This window comes from Variovorax humicola, from assembly GCF_037889915.1.
GTDB classification, from domain to species: Bacteria; Pseudomonadota; Gammaproteobacteria; order Burkholderiales; family Burkholderiaceae_C; genus Variovorax; species Variovorax humicola.
This window is the reverse complement of the sequence record NZ_JBBKZV010000006.1, coordinates 11,582-36,503: the sequence shown is the minus strand read 5'-3', so window position 1 is coordinate 36,503 and position 24,922 is coordinate 11,582. Positions and strand designations below refer to the sequence as shown.

At 66.8% G+C, this 24,922-nt stretch carries 25 protein-coding genes; 14 read left to right on the top strand and 11 right to left on the bottom strand.

What is annotated here, in order from left to right; translation table 11 throughout:
• Window positions 1-8 precede the first annotated feature (8 nt).
• From pqqC to pqqE, 3 genes are read left to right on the top strand one after another with little or no spacing between them, the layout of a single operon-like run.
• Window positions 9-755: a pyrroloquinoline-quinone synthase PqqC gene (gene pqqC, locus WKW80_RS12430; protein WP_340363875.1), complete on the top strand. Its 747-nt coding sequence runs from the start codon at window positions 9-11 to the stop codon at window positions 753-755.
• Window positions 752-1,027: a pyrroloquinoline quinone biosynthesis peptide chaperone PqqD gene (pqqD, locus tag WKW80_RS12425; protein WP_340363874.1), complete on the top strand. Its 276-nt coding sequence runs from the start codon at window positions 752-754 to the stop codon at window positions 1,025-1,027. The genes pqqC and pqqD overlap by 4 nt, the downstream gene beginning before the upstream one ends.
• The gene (pqqE, locus tag WKW80_RS12420) at window positions 1,018-2,148 is read left to right on the top strand and encodes a pyrroloquinoline quinone biosynthesis protein PqqE (protein ID WP_340363873.1); all 1,131 of its coding nucleotides are present in this window, start codon (window positions 1,018-1,020) and stop codon (window positions 2,146-2,148) included. The genes pqqD and pqqE overlap by 10 nt, the downstream gene beginning before the upstream one ends.
• Window positions 2,149-2,390: 242 nt before the next feature.
• On the opposite strand, the gene WKW80_RS12415 is transcribed toward pqqE, so the two are convergent.
• The 10 genes from WKW80_RS12415 to WKW80_RS12370 form a co-directional block, all read right to left on the bottom strand.
• Entirely contained in the window at window positions 2,391-3,695 is a 1,305-nt protein-coding gene (locus tag WKW80_RS12415) for an NTP/NDP exchange transporter (protein WP_340363872.1), read from the bottom strand.
• Window positions 3,692-4,441, bottom strand: a complete 750-nt coding sequence (locus tag WKW80_RS12410) for an NADPH-dependent F420 reductase (protein ID WP_340363871.1) — start codon at window positions 4,439-4,441, stop codon at window positions 3,692-3,694. The genes WKW80_RS12415 and WKW80_RS12410 overlap by 4 nt, the downstream gene beginning before the upstream one ends.
• A gap of 188 nt (window positions 4,442-4,629) precedes the next feature.
• Window positions 4,630-5,454, bottom strand: coding sequence for an MBL fold metallo-hydrolase (locus WKW80_RS12405; RefSeq protein WP_340363870.1), 825 nt, complete (start codon window positions 5,452-5,454; stop codon window positions 4,630-4,632).
• Window positions 5,455-5,758: 304 nt separating this feature from the next.
• A complete protein-coding gene (locus WKW80_RS12400) occupies window positions 5,759-6,631 on the bottom strand; it encodes a quinoprotein dehydrogenase-associated SoxYZ-like carrier (RefSeq protein ID WP_340363869.1) in 873 nt (290 codons plus the stop codon).
• Window positions 6,628-7,713 (bottom strand): quinoprotein relay system zinc metallohydrolase 2, encoded by a 1,086-nt coding sequence (locus WKW80_RS12395; RefSeq protein WP_340363868.1) that lies wholly within the window; start codon window positions 7,711-7,713, stop codon window positions 6,628-6,630. Before WKW80_RS12395 ends, WKW80_RS12400 begins: the two co-directional genes overlap by 4 nt.
• Before the next feature lie 12 nt (window positions 7,714-7,725).
• Entirely contained in the window at window positions 7,726-8,115 is a 390-nt protein-coding gene (locus WKW80_RS12390) for a hypothetical protein (protein ID WP_340363867.1), read from the bottom strand.
• Between the two features lie 20 nt (window positions 8,116-8,135).
• A complete protein-coding gene (locus WKW80_RS12385) occupies window positions 8,136-8,840 on the bottom strand; it encodes a hypothetical protein (RefSeq protein ID WP_340363866.1) in 705 nt (234 codons plus the stop codon).
• Between the two features lie 44 nt (window positions 8,841-8,884).
• On the bottom strand, window positions 8,885-9,703 hold the full coding sequence (locus WKW80_RS12380) for a substrate-binding domain-containing protein (protein ID WP_340363865.1): 819 nt from the start codon (window positions 9,701-9,703) through the stop codon (window positions 8,885-8,887).
• Window positions 9,704-9,792: 89 nt separating this feature from the next.
• Window positions 9,793-10,194: a c-type cytochrome gene (locus tag WKW80_RS12375; RefSeq protein WP_340363864.1), complete on the bottom strand. Its 402-nt coding sequence runs from the start codon at window positions 10,192-10,194 to the stop codon at window positions 9,793-9,795.
• 243 nt (window positions 10,195-10,437) lie between these two features.
• The gene (locus WKW80_RS12370; protein WP_340363863.1) at window positions 10,438-12,258 is read right to left on the bottom strand and encodes a methanol/ethanol family PQQ-dependent dehydrogenase; all 1,821 of its coding nucleotides are present in this window, start codon (window positions 12,256-12,258) and stop codon (window positions 10,438-10,440) included.
• 472 nt (window positions 12,259-12,730) lie between these two features.
• Here WKW80_RS12370 and WKW80_RS12365 point away from each other — a divergent pair, with 472 nt between their 5' ends.
• Genes WKW80_RS12365 through WKW80_RS12315 form a run of 11 tightly spaced genes read left to right on the top strand, consistent with a single transcriptional unit; the run spans window position 12,731 to window position 22,974 of the window.
• Window positions 12,731-13,444, top strand: coding sequence for an ABC transporter ATP-binding protein (locus WKW80_RS12365; protein WP_340364161.1), 714 nt, complete (start codon window positions 12,731-12,733; stop codon window positions 13,442-13,444).
• Window positions 13,445-13,494: 50 nt separating this feature from the next.
• Window positions 13,495-14,484: a PQQ-dependent catabolism-associated beta-propeller protein gene (locus WKW80_RS12360; RefSeq protein ID WP_340363862.1), complete on the top strand. Its 990-nt coding sequence runs from the start codon at window positions 13,495-13,497 to the stop codon at window positions 14,482-14,484.
• Window positions 14,481-15,659, top strand: a complete 1,179-nt coding sequence (locus WKW80_RS12355) for a type 1 periplasmic-binding domain-containing protein (protein WP_340363861.1) — start codon at window positions 14,481-14,483, stop codon at window positions 15,657-15,659. Before WKW80_RS12360 ends, WKW80_RS12355 begins: the two co-directional genes overlap by 4 nt.
• Entirely contained in the window at window positions 15,641-16,519 is an 879-nt protein-coding gene (locus WKW80_RS12350) for an ABC transporter permease (RefSeq protein ID WP_340363860.1), read from the top strand. Before WKW80_RS12355 ends, WKW80_RS12350 begins: the two co-directional genes overlap by 19 nt.
• 2 nt (window positions 16,520-16,521) lie before the next feature.
• Complete coding sequence (locus WKW80_RS12345) at window positions 16,522-17,490, top strand: tripartite tricarboxylate transporter substrate binding protein (RefSeq protein WP_422822900.1); 969 nt, start codon at window positions 16,522-16,524, stop codon at window positions 17,488-17,490.
• 46 nt (window positions 17,491-17,536) lie between these two features.
• Entirely contained in the window at window positions 17,537-18,559 is a 1,023-nt protein-coding gene (locus WKW80_RS12340; RefSeq protein WP_340363858.1) for an AAA family ATPase, read from the top strand.
• Between the two features lie 35 nt (window positions 18,560-18,594).
• Window positions 18,595-19,449: a DUF58 domain-containing protein gene (locus WKW80_RS12335; protein ID WP_340363857.1), complete on the top strand. Its 855-nt coding sequence runs from the start codon at window positions 18,595-18,597 to the stop codon at window positions 19,447-19,449.
• Window positions 19,442-20,395: a hypothetical protein gene (locus WKW80_RS12330; protein WP_340363856.1), complete on the top strand. Its 954-nt coding sequence runs from the start codon at window positions 19,442-19,444 to the stop codon at window positions 20,393-20,395. Before WKW80_RS12335 ends, WKW80_RS12330 begins: the two co-directional genes overlap by 8 nt.
• 1 nt (window position 20,396) lies before the next feature.
• Window positions 20,397-21,434, top strand: coding sequence for a vWA domain-containing protein (locus tag WKW80_RS12325; protein WP_340363855.1), 1,038 nt, complete (start codon window positions 20,397-20,399; stop codon window positions 21,432-21,434).
• Window positions 21,425-21,970, top strand: a complete 546-nt coding sequence (locus WKW80_RS12320) for an MxaK protein (RefSeq protein ID WP_340363854.1) — start codon at window positions 21,425-21,427, stop codon at window positions 21,968-21,970. The genes WKW80_RS12325 and WKW80_RS12320 overlap by 10 nt, the downstream gene beginning before the upstream one ends.
• Window positions 21,967-22,974 (top strand): vWA domain-containing protein, encoded by a 1,008-nt coding sequence (locus WKW80_RS12315; protein ID WP_340363853.1) that lies wholly within the window; start codon window positions 21,967-21,969, stop codon window positions 22,972-22,974. Before WKW80_RS12320 ends, WKW80_RS12315 begins: the two co-directional genes overlap by 4 nt.
• Here the strand turns inward: WKW80_RS12315 and WKW80_RS12310 are convergent.
• The gene (locus WKW80_RS12310; RefSeq protein ID WP_340363852.1) at window positions 22,926-24,911 is read right to left on the bottom strand and encodes a S9 family peptidase; all 1,986 of its coding nucleotides are present in this window, start codon (window positions 24,909-24,911) and stop codon (window positions 22,926-22,928) included. The genes WKW80_RS12315 and WKW80_RS12310 overlap by 49 nt on opposite strands.
• Between the last annotated feature and the right edge of the window lie 11 nt (window positions 24,912-24,922).

Here is a 24,922-nt window from a genome sequence, read left to right as displayed (position 1 = left end):
AGCCGCCCATGCAACCGCCCATGCAACCTCTCACGCAACCTCTCACGCAACCCCCAGCGTGGTCGCGCGAGGAATTCGAAGCGAAGTTGCGCGAGCGCGGCCGCGCCTATCACATCCACCATCCGTTCAACGTGATGCTCAACAGCGGCCGTGCCACCCCCGAGCAGGTGCGCGGCTGGGTGGCCAACCGCTTCTACTACCAGATCGCGATCCCGATCAAGGACGCGGCCGTGCTGTCCAACTGTCCCGATCCCGAAGTTCGCAGGGGCTGGGTGCAGCGCATCCTGGACCATGACGGCTTCGAATTGAATGGTGTGCGCGACGAAGGCGGCGTGGAAGCCTGGCTGCGGCTCGCCACGGCCGTGGGCCTGACGCGCGAAGAGGTGATCGACTTGCGCCACGTGGCTCCGGCGATGCGTTTCGCGGTCGATGCCTACGTGAACTTCGCGCGTCGCGCGCCCTGGCAGGAAGCAGTCTGCTCGTCGCTGACCGAACTCTTTGCCCCGGAGATCCACAAGCAACGGCTGGCGAACTGGCCGGAACACTATCCATGGATCGAACCCGAGGGCATGGCGTATTTCCGCAACCGGGTGAGCCAGGCGCGGCGCGATGTGGAGCAGGGTCTGGCGATCACGCTCGCGCATTTCACGACCCGCCCCCTGCAGGAACGGGCGCTGGAGGTGCTGCAATTGAAGCTCGACATCCTGTGGGCCATGAACGATGCGATGGCCTTGAAATATGGGGTGACGGCATGACCGCGCTCACGGCCGCCACGCTTCCACGCGTCGGCGAGGGCTTCCGGCTGCAATGGGAGCCGGCTCAGAACGCCCATGTGCTGCTGTACCCGGAGGGCATGGTGAAGCTGAACCAGAGCGGCGGCGAGATCATGAAGCGCTGCGACGGACAGCGCAGCATCGCGGCCATCGTGAGCGAGCTGGAGACGGCGTTCTCGACGCGCGGGCTCGACAAGGACGTGCTCGCCTTCATCGAGATGGCCGGAAAGCAGAGGTGGCTCGCATGGGACTGATGCCGCCTGCCTCCCCCGGACCGCCGCTTTGGCTGTTGGCTGAACTGACGTACCGCTGCCCGCTGCATTGCGTGTTCTGCTTCAACCCGATCGACTTCGCGCGGCAGGAAGAAGAGCTGCAAACCGAAGACTGGTTTCGCGTGCTGCAGCAGGGACGCGAACTGGGTGCCGTTCAGTTGGGGCTTTCCGGCGGCGAGCCGCTGGTTCGCGATGACCTCGAGGAGATCGTCGCCGAGGCCCATCGACTTGGCTACTACACCAACCTGCTGACATCCGGCGTTGGCCTGACGGCCGAGCGCGCCGTGCGGTTGAAAGCGGCGGGGCTCGACCATGTGCAGTTGTCGTTCCAGGATTCGACGAAGGAGATGAACGACTTCCTGTCGCACACCAAGACCTTCGACCTGAAGAGCCGCGTCGCGAAAATCATCAAGGACCAGGGCTGGCCGATGGTGTTGAACGTGGTGATCCATCGGATGAACATCGACCACATCGACCGCATCATCGGCATGGCGGCCGACCTGGGGGCCGAGTACCTGGAGCTGGCGAACACGCAGTACTACTCGTGGGCGTTCCTGAACCGCGACCAGTTGCTGCCGACGCACGCGCAGTTGAAGCAGGCGGAGCGCACGACGGACGTGTGGCGCGCCCGGATGGGCGAGCGCATGCGCATCTTCTTCGTCGCGCCCGACTACCACGAGGGCAGGGCGAAAAAGTGCGTCAACGGGTGGGGCAACATGTTCCTCACGGTGGCGCCTGACGGCACGGCCTTGCCCTGCCACACCGCAAAGATGCTGCCGGGGCTGAGCTTTCCCAACGTCCGGGCTCACGACCTGCGCCACATCTGGGTCGAGTCCGAAGGCTTCAACCGCTATCGCGGCACCGGCTGGATGAAAGAGCCGTGCTCGTCTTGCGAATTCAAGGAAGTGGATCTGGGCGGCTGCCGCTGCCAGGCCTACCTCCTGGCCAACGACCCGGACGTTGCCGACCCGGCTTGCTTCAAGAGCCCGCACCATCAGCTGGTTGAAGAGGCGGTGGCGCGCGCGGGCAGACTGTCGCCGGCACAGGCAGTGGAGCATCCACTGGTGTTTCGTGAGCCCGCGAATTCGCGCAGGCTGGGGTGAATGAAACACCCCCGAAGCGCCTGCGGCGCCTCCCCCTCGAGGGGGCGCACCCGGCGGCCCGGCAAAGCCGGTTCCGCGGGTGCCCACGAACAGACTTCGCCGTGCTCGTCCTGGTTTCATGCGCCGCGTGGTCACGCGGTACCTGGTGGAGAACTGAGGTGGGGGCGCCGGAACCTGCCCGGCTTCGCAATGGGTCGACGACGTGTCGATGAGTGGGCCGCCGCTCCTGAAAAAGCGTCACTTCACGCCTCTCGCGGCAGTTCTCCATGCGCCTCGCGGGCGCCCTGCAAGGTCGCGCGACGTTCCTGCATGCGCCCGAGCGTCGCGGACAGCAGGAACCACGCAAGCGCCATCGGTACGGCACACAGCGCGATGGCGCCGATCTTGAGTCCGATCGCCTGCAGACTGTCGAAGACCCAGCCATAGAGCGCGTCGGAGCCGCGGTAGACCACCACGTCGATCATGTTCTTCGCCTTGTATTTCTCCTCGCGCCCGACGACCGTGAAGAACACCTGCCGTGCAGGATTGGCGATCGCGAAATTCATACACCGTTGCGTCACCTGGAACACGAGTACCACCGCGAGGACCGGCATCCACGCCAACACCAGGAAGCCGACCACATACACGATCGGCAACGCGGCGGCGGCCACGCCGGTGCCGAAGCGCTGGAGAAAATGCCCTGTTGCGAAGACCTGCGTGGCCAGTGTCAGCAGCCCGACGATCAGGTCGATGCTGGCGAAGATCCGTGTCTGCGCGCCCGCGCCCTGAACGCTCGACGCCACCACGTTGGCCTGTATGAGGTAGAGGATCGTTGCGCCGCAGGACAGCATGCTGACCCACGCAGCGACGCCGAGCAGGTAGGGCGACCGCACCAGTCCCGACAGCGCCGCAAAGGCACTGCCGCCAACACGCCGCTCGTCGCGCCGTTGCCCCTGCAGCGCACCGACGCTGCGTTCCAGACGCGCAGCGCAGAAGACCGCGATTTCCAGGAAAACGATGGCGGCAATCAACAGGTTGTGCGGCCCCAGCGGCACTGCCAGCGCGATCGTGATGATCGGTCCCAGCAGCCCGCCGGCGGTTCCACCGGCACCGATGAAGCCGAACAGCCGCTTGCCCTGCTCGCTGGTGAACAGATCCGCCATGAACGACCAGAACACCGCGACCGCGAACAGGTTGAACACGCTCACCCAGACGAAGAAAGTGCGCGCCACGATCACCGGCGCGATGCCCAGCGCCATCAGCAGCCAGAACAGCACCAGGTTGAGGACGAAGAAGTGATAGACGATCGGGATGAAGCGCGGGCGCGGCAGCCATGCGACCAGCGCGCCGTAGACCGGCTGCGCCAACAGCAGCGTCACGAAGGTCGCGGTAAACAACCAGGGCAGCGCCCGGGTGCCGCCTGCGATGCCCATCTGGTCGCGCAGCGGACGCAGCACGTAGTAGCCCGCCAGGAGCGCGAAGAAATAGCCAAAGGACCATAGCGCCGCCGCCAGTTCTTGCGGCGTCGCCGGAATCGCCCGCCGCAACCAGCCCTGCAGCGGCGTCATGGCGCCAGCGACAGCTTCTGCCTCAGTTCGGCTGCACTCACTGGCTGGCCGTAGCCCGGCCCACCGCGCTGGAATCGCCGGGCGTCGGCCAGCTTGCCGACCACAACCGGGTCGAAGCCGGCGTCCCGGACCAGTCCCGCCGCCACCTTCACGGCGTCCGGGTCGTCGCCGGCGATGGGGACCGCCAGCTTCGGATCGGGCCTGTTGGCCTCGCGCGTGAAGATCGTGTAGGACATGGTGTTGAACGCGCGCACCAGCCGCGCGCCGGAGAGGTATTTCTGCGAGACGACGCCGATGCCCTCCTGCTCGACCTCGTCGGCCACGGAGCCGTCGCGCGACGCCACGGCGTTGCAGGCATCGAGCATGACTTTGCCCTTCAGGTCGCGGCCGTAGTCCGCTCCGATCTGCGGCAGCGCGCCATAGGGCACCGCGATGAAAAGCGCGTCACCGAAGGCGATCGCTTGCGCCACGGTGCCCGCGCTGGCCAGCGGGCCGAGCCCGGCAGCGAGGTCCTTGAGTTCCTCAGGGTGACGCGAAGAGAACATCACCGGATGACCTGCCTTGACCCATAGCGCGCCGATGGCACCGCCGATGCGGCCCGCGCCGATGATGCCGATGCGCGTGCGGCTCGCGGCTGCCTGGGCCGATGCGGGGTGCGGCTTCAGCGCCAGGATGGCGGCCCATGCGCCGGCCGCTGCGAGCAGGCCGCGGCGGACGCGGCCCAGAGAAGATGGATGTCGCTGCATCGACTACCTCCTGCGTTCATCGAGCCCTGTGACGCGGGTTCGCATCGCATCATGTGCCGCAGGTTCCGGACGCGCAAGCCCGGGAGCTGGGCAACTCACGCTGTCCTAAGAAAAGCCGGCAAGGCCGGGCAGGACGGTGGCTCATGCCGACGGCTGCACGACCGGCTTGACCTGCACTGCGGTCACCGTCAGTTCAACTGGTCTCGCTGCATGCGAACGAAGAGGGTCGAGGCGTTCTTGCCGTTCAGCGTTTCGTACTGGTCCCAGCCTGCGAACTCCGGCAGCGCCGCCGCATTGGGCACGTCGCTCAGCGCGGTGCCGCCTTGCAGCAACTGCGCGACGCGTGCGCGCAGCTGCGTGAGGTAGCGCTGCTGCGCATCGATGGCCGCGACGGTCGTTCGTGCCCCATGTCCGGGCACGATGACCTGGACGGGCAACTGGCGCAGCGAGTGCAGTGCACCGAGCCAGCCGTCGAGATCGCCATCCATCGCGTCGGGAACACGCGCCTGGTCGAGCAGGCCGCCTGCGAACATGACGCCGCTTTGCGTGTCGAGCACCGCCACATCGCCGGGTCCGCTGCTATGCCCGAAGTAGAGCAGGCGCACCGGTCTGCCGATCGTGTCCAGCGTTTGCGTCTCGTCGAATTGCTGGTCCGGCGTGAACATCACCGTGCCCGTCATTTCTTCTTCGCCGAGGGTCTCCTTGAGCATCCTCAGGCACCGCTCGCAGCGAGATGCCATCAAGGCCGCGGCCTTGCGATGCATGAGCACAGGGATGCCGCGCGTACGAAACGCGGCAGCGCCGAAGAGGAAGTCTTTTTGTGCGTGGGTGACGAGTGCCAACCGTATCGGCTTGTCCGTCACGCCCCGGATGGTTGCCAGCAAGGCCTCTCCGTGGCGGTATGACGTGCCGGTGTCGATCGCCAGCACGCCGGTTTCGCCGACGATGAACCCCGCATTGCCGACGCGGCCGAGGGTGTGGGTGTCCACGCCACCGGCCATGCCCTGGACCATGAAGACACCGGCGCCGATCTCGATTGCCTTCGGCGCGACGTACGGTTGTGCGGACGGGGTGGGCGCAGCCGTAGCCGTCGCGGTCGCGGTCGCCGCCGCCGCAGACGCAGACGCAGACGCAGACGCAGACGCAGACGCAGACGCAGACGCAGACGCTCGCCCGGCGCCGGGTGCGGTGCAACCGGCGAGAAGCACCATGCCTGCCATCGCAACCAAGACTCCGAATCGCATCGCGACCCTCGGGCGCGTCGTCGGCATCACGGATGCAAGCCGCAAGCGAAGTCTCCCTGGAGATTCCCCGGCGTCATTCGGGCCGCCGGTATTTCAGCGAGCTTTCGAATCGGAGGTCATGCGAATCGACCACTTCGGCCTTCAGTTCCCCGTCGCCGCGCGGCACGAAGTAGAAGCGGAAGTTCGGGTTCTCGCTGATCGAGAAATCCACGTCGGCCGACATCACTGGTTGGCCCGCATACGTGATGTCGACCTGCCGCACGAAATGCGGCGGCGTGTAGAGCCGCGTGACCTGGTCGAGGGCCAGGCCGGAGTTGTTGGGGTGGCTGATCATCAGTTGCGCGAGTTGCGGCTGGTCGCTGTCGGCATGTCCCTCGACGCTCAACTTCATGCGGCCGAGCGTCTTCAGCGCAGCCTCCGCGTCCTTGCCCGGCGGCGCCGAGCAGCCGCCGGAAGCCTTGACGAAAGCGGTCGCCATCTGCAGCTTGCCGTCGTTCGTTTCGGCGATGGCGCGGATGTGGGTGTACTCGTCGACGCGCACGCGGGTCTCGATGTCGGCCCGTCCGCTCTGCGGCGTGAAACGGAAGATTGCCGAGATGGGCGAGGGGTTGTTGTCGATGATGAGGTACACCTTGTCGATATATCGCGCATGCGTCTGCCTCATGCGCGTCTTGATCGCGATGGGCACAACGGCGGCGTCTTCTGCGCGCACCGGCACGACGAGCGAGATCACGTCGTCGCTCGCGGCGGCAATCGGGCGCGACTGGAACAGGCTCACCCGCACCTTCTTCCAGATCGGGCTCGCGTCCGGGTTGTCGGCTGTCTTGATCTGCGCTGCCGTGTTCTGTCCCATGCCGAGGGGCACGATGGAAAGCAGAGCGATGAATAGCGGCGCGCAATAGCCCACGGCGCGCCTCGAGAGGGTCTTGAACCTGGAGATGTTCATGGCCTCGATGCCTTGGCCGCGGCAGGGGATGGCGCGGCGGAGGGCGTTGGATCGGCGTCTTCCCATTCCAGTTCCGCGAACGCCGCTGTCACGTTGCGTCGGTGGAAGCGATCCGCCAACAGCCATTGCGGGCCGGGCGCGACGCCGATGCTGTCGACGGCCTGCTGGATCGTCTGGTGCTTGCGGATTGCCGAGCGGGTGTCGCGAAGAAGGGCGTTCAGGTAGCCGGCTTGCGCCTCCATCACGGCGGGAAAGCCGGTGCTGACCGGCCCATGCCCCGGAACGACGACGTCGACCGGGAGGCGCCTCATGTCGGCCATCACCGAAACCCAGCCGCGCAGGCTGCCGTCGAGCGCCGGCAAGTGCTGCACGAAGAGGAGGTCTGATGCGAACAACGTGCGGGTACGCTGGTCGTATACCGTGAGGTCGTTGTCGGTGTGCGCCGTGGGCCAGGCCTGCAACGTGAGCACCCGGTCGCCGAGATCCAGGTCCATGGACTTGTCGACGCCGATGTCCGGGTAGACGATCGACGCATGCGTCAACCGGATGCCGAAGTCGCGTTGCAGCGCATTCAGGTAGAACGGTTCGCGCGCGGCCAGCGCGCGGGCGAAACGGGCGCTGGCGGCGAAGCGCGGCGCAGGTCCGTTGGGGTCGACGAAGGCCACGTTGCCGAGAACATGGTCAGGATGCGCGTGCGTGTTGATGACATAGCAGACCGGCAGCGGTGTCGTGCTCGCAACGGCGGCCTTCAATGCCCGGCCGATGGCGGGCGTGCCGCCGGTGTCGATCACCGCGACACATCGGCTGCCGACGACGAATCCCAGGTTGGCCACGTCGCCGCCGTTGGCGGGCGCCCAGTCCTCCAGCGCGCCGGTGTGAACGTACACGCCGGGCCGGACTTCATCGAGCGTGAGGGCCATTGCGTTGTTGGCGGCCTGCGCCAATGCACCTGCGACGCACAGGAGCGTTCCAGGCAGCAAGCCTCGCAGCAAGCCCCGCAGCAAGCCCCGCAGCAAGCCCCGCAACCAGCCTCGCAGCGACAACAGCAGCGACGCAAGCATCGGGAACGTGCTGCCTGCCATCACGTCACGCGACTACTTGATGTCGGCGTCGTTGATGAAGCATCCCTTTTCAGCCTTCGCCTGAAGGTCCTTGTAGCGCTTGATCTGCGGCTCCAGCGAAGGCGCATCACGGATCGCGCCGCCGCGCTCGCCGCCGATGGAGATGGCCTTGGTGATGGTGCTCATCGTGACGTAGTCGTCGTACTTCACCGTGCTTGCCAGCGCGTCGAGCACGCACGAGCACTTGTTGATCATTTCAAATTGCGGGCCCGGATGCGCGCGCATGCATTGCTGGACGTAGAGCACGCGCTCGACGGTCGGGAAGTCGTTGGTGGTGGCGGCACCGGCCGCATGGGCTGCGCCCGCAACCATCGAGAGCCAGAACAGGGTGAGCAGCGCGGGCGTTCGAAATGGTGTTTGCATGGGGATTGGGTTGAACTCCGTCAGGGTTGGCGCCGCCTCACGGCTTCAGCGGCGCCTTCGACATACATCTCTTCGACCATCAAGGGTTGCGCCTCTATCGACTCGCCCTGGATGCGTGTGCGAATGCCGTAGAGGCCGCCCGGAACGGCGTCCGACATCATGAACACATACGCCTTGTTGGCCAGCTTCTCGTAGCGCGGGCGCATCGGGTCGTCGACATAGGGGGTGATGCTGAACTCCCGCACGTCCACCGGCTTGCCGCGGTATTCGAGCGAGACGTCGCGCAGCGTCGCGCCCTGGTAGACAGCCATGCGGATGCGCTTGCGGAAGTAGTTGGGCTGGCCCTTGGTCAGGCGCTGCATCTCACGGATGTCGCGTTCGAGGAAGTAGAGAATCGCCGGGTTGCCCTGGGCGCTTTCCACCTCGGGCTGGCGCACGGCACGCGCGCCGGTGAAGAACTGCGGGCGCACGGCGCAGCAGGCGCCATCGGCTTGTGCCGTCAGCACCAGGTCCACCTTGTCGTCGAAGGCTTCTTCCAGCGTTCCGGTCTTGCGAAAGACGTAGTGCAAGGTAAGCGGAGGCTTCAGCTTGCCGATCTGGTTCTCCATGAAAAGCGCGCGCTCGGCGACTGAATAGTCGTTCTCGGCCCTGGCGATCCAGGGGGTCAGCATCGCCAGCCCGAGTGCCAGTCTCAGGACGATGTCGGCGGGGCTCGGGCGCTTCATCGCGGGGGAGAGAGAAGAGGGCGAAGTGGACGAACAGGGCGCCGCTACTTGGCCGGCGACGAGTACGAAGCGTCGACCAATGGCACGCCGTATTCCTTCAGGATGGCCTGGATCTGAGGCCCGTTCGAGTCGATGAGCCCTTCAATCTGCTTCTTCCATTCGCGTTCGCCGTAGCGAACGCCCATCGCCATCTCGTAGTCGAACTTGACGCCGGGCTCCGACTTCAACGGCACGACCACCATTTCCGGCGTCTTGACGCGCTGCGCGAAATAGCCGGCGATCGGCCCCCACACGATGGCCGCGTCGATCTTGCCCTGCGCCAGGTCGTTCACGATGATCTGGCCGGGGTATTGGTCGGGGTCGGGGCTCATCGAGGGGTAAGGCACGCCCCGGTCGACCAGGTTGTGCTTGTTGAGCCACGCCGACGCGGGCGAGACGTCGAATACGCCGATGCGAAGTTTGGAAAGCCTGGCAGGGTCGAGCTTCAGCAAGTCTTCGGCCGAGGCGACATGGTCCATGCCCTTGCCCTTGGGGTAGACCAGCGCATAGGTCGAGCGGTAATAGGGCTTGGTGACTGAGACCTGGTCATAGCCGGCGGGCACGCCGATCACGACGTCGCAGGGGTAGTCCGAGTCCGGCAACTTGAACTTCAGCGTGTTGCGGATGAAGGCCAGGCGCTGCGGAAAGGAGTAGTAGACGACCGGCAGGCCCATCGACTTGCCGAAGGTCTCGGCAATCTTGTTTTCGATGCCTTCGCCCTTGAGGTTGGAGAAGGGCAAGTTGTTCGGGTCCTGGCAGACTTTCAGCGCGGTGCGTGGTGCCGGCGCATCCTGTGCCGCCGCGCTCGCCGCCAGCGTTGCCATCGACGTTGCGACGGAGATTCCGATTGCCGCCCGTGCCAGCCCGCGAGCTGCACGGAGGCCGGTCTCATGGAGGCGTGAATCTGCATGGGTCATGGGGCAGGCATCTCTTCGACCTTGGCTCGCGTGATGGCGCCGTCGGACCGGCCCTTCAGGTAGGCATAGAGCTGGTTGATGTTCTGCATGACCTGCGGGCTGGTGGAGAAGCCGACCATGCCCTTGTCCAGCCGTCCGTTGGTCACCGTCTTGACGAAGTCGTCTTTCGACAGGGTCTTCAGGCTGGTGATGAGCGATGGCCCGACCATTCCTTCCTGGTTGGCGCCGTGGCAGCGGTCGCAGGCTGCGGCGCGCCAGGTTCGAAAGCCTTTCATCGTCTCGCTGTCGACCTTGTAGCCATCGACCACCTTGTATAGCGGCTTGTCGTCGGCATGGACGGCTGCTGCAAGACACAGCAATGCGGAAGCGGTGAGCAGTGCCTTCTTCGTCAACTTCATGATTCAAGGATCCTTCTTGTCTCGTGGGAATGAAAGATGGCAGCCGGGTGGCTGCCATCTCCGGATCTGGTCAGGGTTTGCCCGATGTCCCACCGCGCAAATCCTGACCCTGCTCTTCTTGCCCCGACGAGCACCCCGAAGCCTGTTCGCAGGCACCCGTGGAACCGGCTTTGCCGGGGGTCCGCCGGGTGCGCCCCCTCGAGGGGGAGGGGGAGGCGCCGCAGGCGCTTCGGGGGTGCTTCATCAGTTCGGCAGCGCAAAGACGGTCAATGAACCTCCGAGTTCGGTGTACTGGCTAAGTTCCTTGTAGCCACCCACTGCACCCAGGCCATCCTGGTCTTTTTCAAGCCCGGCTGCCATGCCGATGCCGGCCCAGCCGCCAATGCCCGAGAACACGCCGATGAATTGCTTGCCCTTGTGCTCATAGGTGAACACATTGCCGATGATCCCGGAAGGCGTCTTGAACTTGAACAATTCCTTGTTGATGTTCTTCTTGTCGACGCACTTCAGGTAACCCTCGAGCGTTCCGTAGCACGACAGGCCGCCAGCCGTGTTGAGCGCGCCGCTCCACACCGAGAACTTCTCGGGATGGCTCTGCACGATCTTGCCGGTACCGGCGTTCCAGGCGATGTAGTTGCCCATGCCGCCATGGCTGTTGGGCGTCGGGAACATCGAGAGGGTTGCACCCACGTAGGGTTGGCCGGCGGTGTACTCGACCTTGAACGGCTCATAGTCCATGCACACGTGGTTGGTCGGCACATAGAAGAGCTTGGTTTCCGGGTCGAAGGCAGCCGGTTGCTGGTCCTTGCTTCCCAAGGCGGCCGGGCAGATGCCCTTGGTGTTGACGTCCGGTCCGCCTTGCGCGGTGGAGTACTTCTTGACCACTTGCGGCCGGCCGGTCTTCATGTCGACGTTGGTGGCCCAGTTCACGTCCGGGTCATACTTTTCGGCGACCAGAAGCGCACCGGTCACGCGGTCCAGCGTGTAGCCGAAGCCGTTGCGGTCGAAGTGCACGAGCGCCTTGGTCGGCTTGCCCTTCACGTCGATGTCGGCCAGGATCATTTCGTTGACGCCGTCGAAGTCCCACTCGTCATATGGCGTCATCTGATAGACCCACTTGGCCATGCCGGTGTCGACGTCGCGTGCAAATACCGTCATGGACCACTTGTTGTCGCCGGGGCGTTGCGCCGGATTCCAGGTCGACGGATTGCCCGTGCCGTAATACATCAGGTTGAGGGCCTTGTCATAGCTGTACCAGCCCCAGGTGGTGCCGCCGCCCGTCTTCCACTGGTCGCCCTGCCAGGTCTTCAGCGAAGAGTCCTTGCCGACCGGCGCCATCTTGCCGTCGGTCCAGGTCATGGTCTTGTCGGGGTCGATCAGCATTTCGGCATCCGGCCCGACGCTGTAGCCCTTCCAGACCGGCTTGCCGGAGGTGATGTCGTACGCCGCGATAAAACCGCGCACGCCCCACTCGCCGCCGCTGATGCCGGTGATGACCTTGTCCTTGAAGATGTGCGGCGCGTTGGTGTTGACGGCGCCGAGCTTCGGATCGCCGTTCTTCACGCTCCAGACCACCTTGCCGGTCTTTGCGTCGAGCGCGACCAGGGTGCTGTCGGCCTGCTGCAGGAACACCTTGCCCTCTGCATACGCCAAGCCGCGATTGACCGTGTCGCAGCACATCTGCGGGATCACCGCCGGGTCTTGCTTGGGCTCGTATTTCCAGACGATCTTCTGCGTGTTCAAGTCGATCGCGAAGACCTTGTTCGGGAAAGGCGAGTGCAGGTACATCACGTCGCCGATGACCAGCGGCGAGCCTTCATGCCCGCGCAGCACACCGGTGGAAAAGGTCCACGCGACCTGCAACTTGCCGACGTTGCCTGTGTTGATTTGCTTGAGCGTGCTGTAGCGGTGGTTGGCCATGTCGCCCGCCTGCATCGCCCAGTTCTTGTTGTTGGAGATATTTTTCTCGACATCGGCATTGGCAAAAGCCAGCAGCGGCACGGCGAGTAGCGCCGTGGCCAGGTGACGCCATGAGCGCCAGTGAGAATGCGCAGAAATTCCCATCGAAGTCTCCTTGTTCAGGTCACCAAAGCACGCCCGCACGGGGCAACCGCCGGGCTTTTTAGTAGCCGGCGAGGACACTAAATGCAATTTGCGCGCCTGCTTGAAAACGCATGGATCCAGGTGCCGGCAATAACGGTCCACGACCCATGGACGCCGTGAGGCAGCGTTTTGCGTTAGGGGGAAACCCCATGAATACCTCGCATCCGGGGCGCGAATTTCGATGCGCTGCGGGATGAATTGCGCCAGGTTTCCCTCGCGGATTTCCCCTGTGGCCGGGCTGTCTCGAAACTGTGGCAACCACTTTCGACACAGAGTGTTTCACCGAATATCAAAAGCCCCGGCGCCTGCAATCATCAAGATCTCGTAATTGCATCCCAGGCCAATTGATCGGACCGCAGAAGCGGGGAAGCCGATGGGTCCGGGTATTGCTTGCAACAACAATTTCATGTCACAGACGCCGCACCCGACCACGATGCTCCGCCTCACCGGCCTGACCAAGCGCTACGGCGCCCGGGTTGCCTTGAAGGCCCTGTCGTTGAGTCTGGTGCCGGGGCAGTTCGTGGCCCTGCTCGGTCCCAATGGCGCGGGCAAGTCGACCCTCTTTCAGGTGCTCACGGGGCTGTTTGCCGCGGACGAAGGCGAAGTCGAAGTGGCCGGCCATTCGCTGGGCCGCTCCGCGACGGCGGCACTGCGGCACATCGGCGTTGTCTTCCAGCAGATGTCGCTCGACCTGGACCTCAGCATCCGGCGCAACCTGCTGTTCCAGGCGGACCTGCATGGCCTGCCGCGGCGGCTTGCCAGGCAGCGCATCGAGGAGGGCTGCGCCCAGCTTGCCGTCGATGCCGACCTCGATCGCAAGGTGCGCGAGTTGTCCGGCGGCAATCGACGCAAGGTGGAACTCGTGCGTGCCTTGCTGCATCAACCCTCTGTGCTGCTGATGGACGAAGCCACCGTCGGCCTGGACCCGAAGTCACGCCTCGATCTGATGAAGGCCATGCGTGCCAACGTGAAGGAGCGGGGCGTCTGCGTGCTGTGGGCGACGCATCGGGTGGACGAGGCGGAACAAGCCGACCGTGTGCTGGTGCTGCACCGCGGCGAATTGCTGGCGGACGGCTCCCCGGCCCAGGTGACGCAGGCGCTGGGCGAACCCACGCTGGAGGCGGGCTTCATCCGGCGCACCAGCTGACCGAAGCCATGCGCGTCGCGGAACGAATCAAAGAGACAAGGAACATCGACATGAATGGAGCCTCGGGTTTTCTCGCACGGACCGTGCGCCTGGGCGTGGCGCTGGCGGGTGTTTCCGTCGGCGCAGCCTCGCTGGCGCAGGGGACCGCCTATGTGACGAGCGAGAAGGACCAGGCGTTGACACTGATCGACCTGGCCAGCATGAGCGTCAAGGGGACGATTCCGACCTGCAAGCGGGGACGCCACATCCAGCTCACGGCGGACCGCCTGATCATGGTGGCCTGCGGCGACTCGAACGCCGCCGATGTGATCGATCCGGCGACGGGGAAGTCGGTGCGCCGCATACCGCTGGGCGACGACCCCGAGGCCTTCGACCTGTCGCCGGACGGCAAGACCATCTACGTGTCCAACGAGGACGACGGCGCTGTCAACTTCGTCGATGCGGCGAGCGGCAAGCTGCTCAAGTCGATCCCGGTCGGCAAGGAGCCCGAAGGCGTCAAGGCCAGCGCGGACGGCAAGACGCTGTATGTGACTTCCGAGGTTGCCAGCATCGTCCATGTGATCGACGTGGCCAGCGCGTCGGTGGTCAAGAACATCAAGGTCGGCAAGCGGCCGCGCCGCATGGCGCTGACGCCCGACGGCAAGGAACTGTGGGTGACCAACGAGCTCGATGCCAGCCTCAGCATCATCTCGACCGAAACCCGCAGCGTGATCGGTGGCGTGAAGCTGGAGGTCAAGGGCGCGCGCAGCGAAGACATCACGCCGGTGGGCATACAGATGACGCGCGACGGCAAGCGCGCCTTCGTTGCGATGGGGCGGGCCAACCGGGTCGCGTTCATCGACGTGCCGCAGCGCAAGGTGACCGATCTCGTGCTGGTCGGCAAGCGCGCGTGGAACGTCACGCTCGACAAGGCCGAGGCACGCCTGTATGTGGTCAACGGCCTGAGCGACGACGTCACCGTGGTCGACGTGGCCGCCGCCAGGCCGCTCAAGAGCATCCCGGTCGGGCGCGTGCCTTATGGCCTCGTGGTGGTCGAATGACGTGGTCCGCCTGGTGCCTGTGCGTGGCGTTGCTGCTTGCGGGGTCGACATCGGCCGCGCAGGCGGCGGGTGCGATCGTCACGCTCAAGGCCACGCTGATCTCGCCGGCCGACGACCCGCGGCTCGAGCGCACGCGCGTCGAACGGCATTACCTGGGCCACGTCGAAGGTCCCGCGAGTGACGGCGTGCAGGTCGCGCTCGACGAAGCCCAGTTCGAACTCCAGGCCGTCGATGCAGCCGTCGCGCTTTCGAAGCAGCCCGCCGATTCGCTGGAGGCCGCGCGCACGGCTGCCCAGGCGGCCGAACGCGCGGGCGCTGCCGTGCTGCTGGTCGACCTCCCCACCGACTGGACGCTCGCGGTGGTCGATGCCGTCAAGCTGCCGGTCGTCAACGTCGGCGATCCCGCCGACCGGCTGCGCGAGAAGGACTGCCGGGCGCGCCTGTTCCACATCATCCCGAGCGAGCGCATGCGCGCCGACGCGCTCGCGCAGACGCTGGTGTCGCGCAAGTGGAGCAAGGTACTGATGCTGGTGGGACCGAGTGCCGAGGACCAGTTGCGCGCAGCCACCGCGCAGGCGTCCCTCAAGCGCTATGGCCTGCAAGTGGTCGCCACCAAGGCGTTCAAGCTCTCCGGCGACCCGCGCGAGCGTGACCTTGCGAATCCGCTGCTGCTCACGGCCGGCAACGCCTACGACGTCGTATGGGTGGTCGACAGCGACGGCGAATTCGCGCGCGGCCTGCCGTACCGCATCGTGCTGCCGCGTCCGGTGGTGGGCGACGCGGGGCTGGTCGCGCTGGCCTGGCAGGCGCAGTTCGAACGCTATGGCGCGCCGCAGGTCTCGCGCCGCTTTGCCAAGGCCGCCGGCCGGCCGATGACCGCCGCCGACTGGTCGGCATGGATGGCGGGCAAGGCGCTGGTCGCAGCCGTCACCGCGGCCCCCAAGGGGCCGGCTGCCGCGTGGGCCAAGGCGCTTGCCGACACGCCGCTCGACGGCTCCAAGGGCGGCATCCTGACCTTTCGCCCCTGGGATGGGCAATTGCGTCAGACCGTCCTGCTCAGCGACGGGCAGGGCGTGATTTCGCAGGCACCAGTCGATGGCCTGCTGCACCCGACCAACGTGCTGGACACACTGGGCGGAGACGCCCCGGAAAAGCTATGCAAGACGACACGCTGAACCCGCAAGTCGGCCTGGCGCAGCTCGCACCGCGCCGCGGTATCGCGCACGCGCTGCAGGGCCTGCAGGCGATCGTCCTGCGCGAACTGATCAAGTTCTCGCAGCAGAAGGGGCGCCTGCTGTCGGCGCTGGTGCGGCCGCTGCTGTGGCTGGCGGTCTTTGCGGCGGGCTTTCGCAACGTGTTCGGTGTGGCGATCGTCGAGCCCTATGACACCTACATCCCCTACGACGTCTACATCGCGCCGGGCCTGGCGGGCATGGTGCTGCTGTTCAACGGGATGCAGTCGTCGCTGGCAATGGTGTACGACCGCGAGATGGGCCTGATGCGGCTGTTGCTGACCTCGCCCTTGCCGCGCGCGTGGCTGCTGTTCTGCAAGCTCTGCGCCACCGCGTTGCTGTCGGTGCTGCAGGCGCTGGCCTTCGTGATCGTGGCCGTGCTGCTCGGCACCGACCTGCCGCTGCTGTCGCTCGGCGGGTTGAATGCACTGCTGGCGCTGGCCTGCGGGGCGATGATGCTGGGCGCCCTCGGCCTGCTGCTGTCGGTCTACATCAAGCAGCTCGAGAACTTTGCCGGCACGATGAACTTCGTGATCTTCCCGATGTACTTCATGTCCACCGCGCTGTACCCGCTGTGGAAGCTGCAGGAGTCGGGCGCCGAGTGGGTGTACCAGCTGGCGCGCTTCAATCCGTTTACCCACGCGGTGGAGTGGATCCGGTTTGCCCTGTACGGGAAAGACCCGGGCCTGGCGCCCTGGGTCGTGCTTGGATGCCTCGCGGTGTTCTTCATGCTGGCCTGCTGGGGGTACGACCCGCAGCGCGGATTTGGCGGATTGACCAAGCGGGGCGGGGGGCCACCGTGAGCGTGGACCGCAGGCATTGGCTGGCCGGCGCTGCGGCACTGGCGCTGAACACGGTCCCGCTGGGTCGTGCGCTGGCCGATGAAGCCTTCCCCACCCGGCCGATCATGATGTGGGTGCCGTGGGCGGCGGGTGGCGCGACGGACCTGTCGCTGCGGCTGCTGGCCGAACTCGCGGCGCCGGCACTGGGCCAGCCCGTGGTCGTCGGCAACCGTGGCGGCGCCGGCGGCACGATGGCGATGCCGATCCTGCAAACGGCGGAACCCAACGGCTACACCATCGCGCAGATGCCGCAGCCGGTGTTTCGCGCGCCTTTCATCCAGCAGGTGCTGTGGGACCCGATCCGCGACGTCACACCCATCATCCAGTTGTCCGGCGTGACGTTCGGGGTGCTGGTTGCGCAAGACAGCAAGCTGCGCAAGCTGGAGGATCTGTTCGAGTTCGCGCGGGCGCGGCCCGGCGAATTGAGCATTGCCACCAATGGCATCGGCACCACGCCCCATCTCGTGCTCGAGGCGCTCTTCACCGACCGCGGGCTGCGCTACATCCATGTTCCGTACAAGGGGACGGCCGAGCTGACATTGGCAGTGGAGGGGGGCCAGGTCATGGTGGGCGTCAACTCCAGCGGCTTCGGGCCGGAGGTCGACGCGGGGCGCCTGCGCCTGCTGGCGACGATGGGGGCACAGCGCACCAGGCGCTGGCCACAGGTGCCGACATTGCGCGAGTCGGGTTTCAACATCGTGGCCATGTCGCCGTACGGCCTGGCCGGCCCGCGCGGCCTGCCGCCCAATGTTCTGGCGGTGCTGCACGATGGCTTCAAGAAGGCCTTGTTCCATCCGCGCTTTGCCGAGAACCTGGCCAGGTACGACCAGGAGGTGGCCTACCTCGGGCCGGAAGACTATGCGCAGGCTTGCCGCGAAGAGTACGAGAAGGAGCGCGCGGCGGCCGGTAGGCTGGGGGTGCCGCGCAGTTGAGAGGGGCGCCCCGGCGCGGGGCCGTGTGATCTCGAGAGGAGTGCGAATGGACCGGGACGATGCCCTGATGAGCGACTGGCGCCAACGCGCGCTGGTCCTCGAAACCGAAGTTGCCAAGGCGGTGATCGGACAGGCGCGCGCGATCCGCCTGATCACCACTGCCGTCTTCGCACGCGGCCACGTGCTGCTGCAAGGGGATGTCGGCGTCGGCAAGACGACGCTGCTGCGCGCCTTTGCGCGGGTGCTGGGAGGCGACTTCGCCCGCATCGAGGGCACCATCGACCTGATGCCCAACGACCTCGTCTACTACACCTACATCAGCGCCGAGGGCAGGCCGGCGGTCGAGCCCGGGCCGTTGATCCGGCACGGCGAGGATCTGGCGATCTTCTTCTTCAACGAGATCAACCGGGCACGACCCCAGGTGCATTCGCTGTTGCTGCGGGTGATGGCCGAGCGCAGCGTGTCGGCATTCAATCGCGAGTTCCGCTTCCCGCACCTGCTGGTGTTCGCCGACCGCAACCGGGTCGAGCGCGAAGAGACCTTCGAGATCTCGGCGGCGGCGCGCGACCGGTTCATGCTGGAAGTGACCATCGATGCGCCCGCGGGCGATGCCGAGCGGCGCCAGTTGATGTTCGACCCGCGCTACCACGACAGCGACCGGCTCGTCGGCGCGCTCGCCCCCGCACTGGTCGCCCACGCGGAACTCAACCAGGTCTCGGAAATGATCCAGCGCGGCGTCCAGGCGTCCGACGCGTTGCAGGCCTACGCGCTGGCGCTGTGGCGCGCGACGGCGACGCCCGCCGAATATGGTGTGCGGCTGCCGGACCTCGACGCCGCCCAGTTGATGCTCGCAGGTGCCAGCCCGCGCGGCATGAGCATGTTGCTGCAGGCCGCCCGCGTCGCGGCCTGGCTCGATGGCCGCGGCTACGTCACGCCCGAGGACGTGCAGGCGGTGTTCGTCGAAGCCATCGCACATCGGCTGTGCTACCAGCCGGTCTACGAATTGCGGCGCCAGGAGATCTCGGGCCGCTTGATGAGCGCCATCCTTTCGAGCGTGGCGGCGCCGTGAACGAGGCGGGCCGGTCGGCCGAAGGAGCGACGCGAATGACGCAGGCGCCCGCGGTGCGCGAGCTTCACTACCGGATCGGTGCGCCGGCCCTGGGACACTTTCCGGGCCATCACCGCAGCCCGCGCGGCGACAGCGGCTTCGAGTTTCGCGGCCATGCGTCGCTGCTCGACGCGCCGGACCCGCGCCGGCTCGACCTGCATGCCAGCCTGCGCGACCCCTTCGGCGGCTGGATCGTCAGGGTCTACAGCCAGCGCAAGTCGATCGCGGTGTCGATGGTGGTCGACCTCTCGGCGTCGATGGGCTTTGCTGGGGCGCGCCGCAAGCTCGACGTGGTGGCCGAGTTCGTCGACAGCCTGGCCTGGTCGGCCTGGCGCACCGGCGACAGCTTCGGCTTCGTCGGTTGCGACGACAAGGTCCGCGAAGACCTGCTGCTGCCGCCGACGCGCGCGCGTGGTGTGGGGACTGCGCTGGCCGATGCGCTTCGCACGCTGCAGCCCGAAGGGCGCTCGGCGCAGGCGCTGTCTCGGGCGCATCTCTACCTGGGCCGGCAGCGTTCGCTCGTGTTCCTGGTTTCCGATTTCCACCTGCCGTTGCCGCAGGTCGATGCCGTGCTGGCCTCGCTGGTGCAGCACGATCTGGTGCCGGTGGTGCTGTGGGAGCCGCAGGAGTTCGGCTTGAGCGCGCGACGCGGCCTGGCGCGTGTCAGCGACCCGGAAACCGGCGCCGTGCGGACGGTGTGGTGGCGGCCCGCCCTCCGCGACAAGTGGATGGCGGCCCGGGCGCGGCGCCGCGATGCGCTCCTGCAGGTCTTCAGCGCGCATCGGCTCAAGCCGCTGTTCATGGAGGGCGGCTTCGATGCCGACGCCGTGACGAGGTACTTTCATGCCTGAGCCGGCCATGATCACCCTTGGGCGCGTGCCGTGTGCCCGCCGACGCGGCTTCCGCGGGGTGATGGTGGGATTGGCCGCATGGGCGGCGTGCGCCGGCGCGCTCGCCGCAATGCAGCTGGACGCTGCGTTCAGCGAGCCGAGGGCCTTCGGCTACCAGGTCGGCGACCTGGTCTCGCGCTCGGTCACGGTGGACGCGCCGGACGGCCTGGTGCTCGACGAATCGAGCGTGCCCCAGCCGGGCGTGCGCGGCAACGCGCTGGAACTGCGCAGCGTCGCGCGCCTCGACAGTGGCGTGTCCGGCGGGCGTCGCCTCGAATTCAGGCTCACCTACCAGGTGTTCCTTTCACCGCCGCAGCCGCGCACCCTCGAAATGCCGGGCTTCGTCCTGCGTTTCCACGGCGAGCCGCGCGAACAGGAGATACGCGTCGAAGCCTGGCCGGTGACCGTGTCGCCGCTCGTGCCCGAGGACGTTTCTCCCCGGCGTGGACTCGGCGAACTGCAGCCCGACGCGGCTCCTCTGCTGATCGATACCCGAGCCGCCCGCTGGCGCCTCATGGCCTACGGCGGTGTCGCGCTGGTGCTGCTGGCCTGGCTCGCCCACGTCTACATCGGCCTGCCGTGGTGGGCACGCGCGCATCGGCCTTTCCTGCAGGCCTGGCGCGCATTGCGCGGGCTGACACCGGACAGTCCGGATCCGCAATGGCGAGCCGCTTTCCAGCGCCTGCACGATGCCTTGAACCGCACGATGGGCGAGGTCGTCTTCGAGCAAGGGGTCGACCGCTTCGTGGCTGCGCGCCCGCGCTTCGGGCCCTTGCGCGAGGATCTGGCCACCTTCTTCCAGCAGTCGCGGCGCGAGTTCTTTGGCGATGAGAGAAGCACTACGGCCGACCGCCAATGGGTCGTCGAGTTCTGCCGCCGTTGCCGCGATGCAGAGCGTGGGGGCTGAAGTGAACTTCGACCATCCCTGGCTGTTGTGGGCGTTGCCGCTGGCAATGCTGCCGCTGCTCGGGCAGCCGGGCGGCGCGCTCGCCAATGCCTGGGCTGCCTGGACGCCGAGGGACCGCCCCTCGGAGATCATGGGCTGGGCGCTGCGCATCCTGGGTGCCCTCGCGCTCGCGGCGCTCGTCGTCGGGCTGGCTGGCCCCTACCGGCCGGAGTACGACGTGAAACGCATCGGCAAGGGCGCCGAGATCGTGCTGGTGCTGGACCGGAGCCGCAGCATGGACCAGGGCTTCGCCGGCGCCCGCCCTCCCGGAATGAAGGGCACCGGCCCCGAGGCGATCGACTTCTATTTCAGCCAGTCACCGGGTCGGCTGCGCGAGTCCAAGGGCAAGGTTGCGCGGCAAATGTTGTCCGAGTTCACCGCCAAGCGGCCCGATGACCGGTTCGGCATGATCGTCTTCAGCACACTGCCCATCCGGGTGCTGGAGTTCACGCAGAAGAACGACGTGGTTCAGGCCGCCATCGCGGCCGGCGACATCGGGCGCGGCCTGTCCGAGACCAACATCGGGCTCGCGATGGAACTGGCGCTGTCGTCCTTCGACGACCAGCCATATACCGGTTCGCGCATCGTCATGCTGGTGTCGGACGGCGGCGACCGGATCGAACCCGGCGTCAAGGATCGCATCGCCTATGCGGCACGCAAGCACCGCGTCGCAATCTACTGGCTGTACCTGCGCTCGGCCAACAGCCCGGGGCTCGTCCTGGCCCAGGGTGAAGCGGCTGAGAACGCCGATGTGGTGCCGGAATACGCCCTGCATCGGTTCTTCGAATCGATCGGAGTCTCCTACCGTGCCTACGAAGCCAGCGATCCCGAGGCGCTGCGCAAGGCCATCGAAGCCGTGGATCGCCTGCAGAACCTGCCCATCACCTACCTCGACACGGAGCCCAGGCGAGAACTGGCGTCGCCGGTGCTGGGCCTCGCATTCGCCTGCATCCTGCTGCTCCTGGCGGCCAGCCTGGTGGAGGTCCGGCGATGGGCCTGAACTCGCGGCGGCGCACGCACCTTGTACTGGGCCTGCTTGCGGCGCTTGCCATTGCCGCGGCGATCGATGGCGCGCATGCCTGGCGGCAGTCTCGGTGGAATGAAGCGATCACCTCCGGCACGCTGCCGGCCGAGGGCGAAAGCGTGCCGCCGCAGGTGCAGTTCGCGCGGGCGTCGGCGCAGGCGGAGAGCGGCGCCGGCGAACAGGCCCTGCACCTGTATCGCAGTCTCGACGGCGATTCGGATCTGGGCCTGGCGGCCCGCTACAACAGCGCCAACCTGCTGATGCGCCAGGCCGTCGTGGTGCGCGCCGGCGCCGAACCCGGCAAGGCGATCGCGTTGATCGAACTGGCCAAGGAAACCTATCGCGACGTGCTGCGGGTCGATCCGCAGAACTGGGATGCGCGCTACAACCTGGAGCGCGCCCAGCGGCTTCTGCCCGATCCCGACGAGATGGACGCCGCACCGCCCGAAAACCGGCGCGATGCCGAGCGTGCGGCCACCACGATGCGCGGCTTTTCGCCGGGACTGCCATGACGCGGCGGCATGGGTTGCCCCAGTGGTTGCCCGCGTGGCCGCACGGCGCGGATCGCTGGCTGCTCGGCGCGGCCGCCCTGGCGCTTGGCGCCGGCCTGCTCGATCCGGGTGTGATGACCGAGCAATTGCTCGTCGACCACGTGATCGTGCTCGACGTGACGCAGAGCATGAACGTCACCGACGAGCAGATCGAAGGCCGGCCGGCCTCGCGGCTGGCCGCCGCCAAGCATGCGCTGGGACGGTCGCTGCTGCAATTGCCGTGCGGCTCGAAGGTCGGCTGGGCGATATTCACCGAGTACCGGGCGCTGCTGCTGCTCACGCCGGTCGAGGTCTGCGCCAACCTGAGCGAACTGCGCTCGACGCTGTCGAGGATCGATACCCGCATGGCCTGGTCCGGCAACAGCGAGATTGCCAAGGGCTTGCACAGTGCGATCGGCATTGCGAAGCAGTTGCCCGGCCAGCCGTCGCTGGTCTTCATCACCGACGGCCAGGAAGCGCCGCCGCTGGATCCGCACTACCGCCCGCCCTTCGACGACAAGCCCGGCGACGTGCGCGGGCTGATCGTCGGCGTGGGAGACCTGCTGCCGTCGCCGATCCCGAAGAGCGACCCGCAAGGCCGGCCGCTGGGCTTCTGGCGTGCCGACGAGGTGATGCAGACGAGTCCGCGCAACCAGGGACGCGGCGCCAGCGTCCGCGACGAAGCGATGGTGGACGATCGTGCGGGCCTGGCCGCGCCCATGCTGGGCGCCACGCCGGGGCTGGAGCACCTGTCGGCGCTGCGCGAAAGCTATCTGCGCTTGCTGGCCGGGGAGCAGGGCCTGGCCTTCGTCCGCATGCAATCGCCCGAGCGGCTGGCAGGTGCATTGATGGCGCCCGGACTGGCCCGGCCGGTGCAGGCCCGGGCGAGCGGACGCGCCGCGCTGGCGGCGCTTGCGCTGGGCCTGCTGCTGGCGCGCTATGCAGGCCCGCTGCTGTTCCGGCGCCGGAACACCAGGGTGCTGTAGAAGTAGAACTCCGCCTCCAGCGCCCACTGGATGTTCATGGCTTGCCGAAAGCCGTGCTGCTCGCCCGCGAACAGCAGGTATTGCGCGGTGATCCCCTTTTCGCGCAATGCAGTGACCATCAGTTCGGTCTGGCTGGGCGGGACGATCTTGTCCTGGGCACCCTGGAAGAAAGCGACCGGCGCGGCCAGCCGGCCGGCGTTGCGAACCGGGGAGCGGTCGCCGTAGACCTTGCGATGGGTGGCTTGCGCGAGGGGATCGCCGGCCTCCGTGTACGGCGCGACCAGCCAGTCCAGGTACCGGGACTCGAACTTGTGCGTGTCCCGGGCCAGCGCCTCCAGGTCGCTCACGCCGTAGTGGCTGCTACCGGCCTGGAACATCCCGCGAACCGCCGGATCGCCGGCGGTCAGGCAAGCCAGCGCGGTGAAGCCTCCCGCACTGTTGCCGGTGATCACGATTCGCCCTGGATCGACCCATCCCCTGTCGACCAGGTGGCGCGCGGCGGCGGCGCAGTCCTCGACGTCCACGACGCCCCACATCCGGTGCAGGCGCTCGCGGAACGCGCGGCCGTAGCCGGTGCTTCCGCCGTAGTCCACATCGACCACGGCGACGCCCCGGCTGGTCCAGTACTGCGTGCGCAGGTCGAGCGTGCTCGATGCCGACGAGGTCGGTCCACCGTGGCACTTGACCAGGAGTGGCGGCAATTCCCCGTCGGGTGCCACATGGTCGGCGTTCGTCGGCGGATAGAAGAGGCCGAAAGCCGTCCGGCCGCGCGGCGTTGGAAACTCGATGGGCTGGGGAACGGAGAAGTGCCGATGGATCGCGGGATCGTCGGCGAGTGCATCGGACTTTCGGATCACGGTGGCCTGGCCGGTCAGCGGATCCAGCACGACGATGGCGTTTGCAAGCGTCGGCCCTCCGGCCTTGAATGCCACTTTTCCGCCTTGCGCGCGAACCGAGGAAAAGTCGGTGAAGGGCAGCTCGAACACTGTCAGCCTGCCGCTGTCGAGATCCAGCAGCGCGAGCTTGCCGATGCCGCCCTCGATATAGCTGCAGACCGCTTGCTTCGCGGAGAGAAAGGCGTATGTCGATATCCCGAGAACCCATTGCGGCCGGCCGAATTCCGCCGCCGTCGGGCACACATTGACGGCGAGTCCGTCCGCTTCGCAGCGATGGAGGTTCCACCACCCGGAGCGATCCGACACGAAGTAGAGGACGCCATCGGGCGACCACTCCGGCTGGAACACGGATTCGCCGGGACCGCCGGCGATGCGGGTCGCGTTCCGCACCGAAGCGCCGTCGAAATCCGCGACCCAGAGCTCGGTGCCAACCCACGGCATCTGCGGGTGGTCCCACGCGAGCCAGGCAAGCCGGCGACCGTCCGGGCTGAGCCGCGGCGAAGCGTAGAAATCATTGCCCTCGACCAGCACGGTCCCGGCGCCTTCGGAAGCCGCATCCAGCGCCACGATCGTGTTGGTTGCCTCCTCGCCGGGTGCCCGATGATCCTCGCGCACGCCGATCCACAGGTGGCGGTTCGTGTCGACCTGGCCGTCGGCGTACCGGAGTGCGGCGAGGGGCTGGCCCGAGGTTGGCGCCGGCGTCAGGGGCACCGGGACGCCGCCGCGTTCGAGTCGGTACAGCCGCTGGTCCGGGAAGTCGCTGAAGTAGCTGGTGCCGCCGGCAACGACCACTGCGGCGCCGCCGTATTCGTGCACCCGCGTCCGCGCGGAACAAGAGGCGGGTGTGACATTTCGGGACGTTCCATCCACGGTGTGCCGAACCAGCACATGGCGTCCGGCTTCCTGCGGCCTGGCCTCGACCCAGTACACGTCGCTGCCGTCGAGCAGCACGTCGACCAGGTTGATCGTTGCGCTTGCCACCAGCTCGGCCGTGATCGGTGATGACCACGAACCGAAGGGCGCCACAGTCGGATGGGGCATGAACATTGCGG